Raw genomic sequence first — 1,494 nt, forward strand, 5'->3', positions numbered from 1 at the left:
GTGGTGGGGCGGCGCGCGTCCGCGTCGCTGACGACGGCGGGGCGCGGCTTGGGCGCGGGCTCCTCGGTGGGCGCGAGCGCGGTGGGGTTGGTGCGGGTGGCGCGGAGGGTGCGGCGCAGCTTGGACAGGTGCTGACGCAGGGCATCCGCGGAGTTGGGGCGCGTCTCCGGATCCTTGGTGAGCATCTGCAGGATGAAGGCGTCCACGGCGGGCGACAGGTCGGGGACGAACTCGGAAGGACGGGGCGGGCGCGCCTCCACGTGCTTCATGAGGAGGTCCACGGGCGAGCTGCCGATGAAGGGCAGCCGGCCGGTGATCATCTCGAAGGTGACGACGCCCATGGCGTACAGGTCCGTCATGGGGCCCACGGACTGGCCGCGGGCCTGTTCGGGCGCCATGTACTCCGGAGTGCCGACGACCATGTCGGTGCGCGTCTGCGCGGTGCGGACGGTGGGGCCTTCGCCGCGCTTGGCGAGTCCGAAGTCGAGCAGCTTCACGTAGCGCGAGCCGTCCGGCTGGCGCACGAGGAAGATGTTGCTGGGCTTCAGGTCGCGGTGCACCACGCCCGCGCCGTGCGCGGCGCTCAGGGCGGCGAGCACCTCCTCGAGCAGGGCCAGCGCCTCGATGGTGGGCAGGCGGCCCTTCTCGGAGAGGATGGCGTCGAGCGGCTGGCCATCCAGGTACTCCATGACGATGTACTGGCGACCGTCGGGGAGCTGGCCGAAGCCGAAGATGTCGATGATGCCGCGGTGGCGGATGGCGTTGACGGCGCGGGCCTCCGCGAGGAGGCGGGCCACCTGTTCGGAGGAGTGCGCCAGCTCCGGGCGCAGCACCTTCACGGCGACGCGCTTGCCGATGAGGGGCTGGATGCCGTCGTAGACGAGCCCCATGCCGCCCACGCCGATGCGGGAGCGCAGCTCGTACTCGCCCAGCTTCAGGCCGATGAGGGGGTCGGTGATGACGGTGGACTCAATGCCCGCTGGCGGGTGCTCCACGATGACCTTCGGTTCCGGTGGAGGCGGTTGGAACGACGACAGCACGACGGTGCCGTCACGAGGGCACACCGCCGTGTCGGACGGAACGGTGAGGCCGCAGGTTTCGCAGATCAGCTCGGAAGACATCTCCACCGCAGGGGAGCGTAACAGGTGAAATCCCGGGAAGCGAAGCCGTGGCCGGGCGCACGGAGGGCGAGCGAACAGGCTCTTGCCCCCGGGTCGCGCCCTCACGCCCGCTGCCTGACAGCAGCGGGCGGGGCGAGTGGGTCAAAAAACTCCGCCGTCGGAAGTAAGGCAGCCGATGGAGTTAAGCGAGTCTCCTTGGCCTCCATCAATCCCGCCAATGCTCACGCCCCCAGGTCCTCCAGGAGCTACGGCGTAGCTGAGGGCCGCTCCCTCAGTTGAGATGTTCGCGTTGCTGCACCAGATGCCAACGGAAGGACCACCCCCACCACCTCCACCATTTCCACCAAGGCCACCTGCTCCTCCGTCTCCACCC

1 protein-coding gene is annotated in these 1,494 nt (G+C 69.5%); it reads right to left on the reverse strand.

What is annotated here, in order from left to right; genetic code table 11:
* A partial coding sequence (locus D7V93_RS42950) for a serine/threonine-protein kinase (RefSeq protein WP_208723349.1) occupies nucleotides 1-1,121 on the reverse strand: 1,121 nt, incomplete at its 3' end.
* Nucleotides 1,122-1,494 lie beyond the last annotated feature (373 nt).

The sequence above is a fragment of the Corallococcus llansteffanensis genome, from assembly GCF_003612055.1.
GTDB classification, from domain to species: Bacteria; Myxococcota; Myxococcia; order Myxococcales; family Myxococcaceae; genus Corallococcus; species Corallococcus llansteffanensis.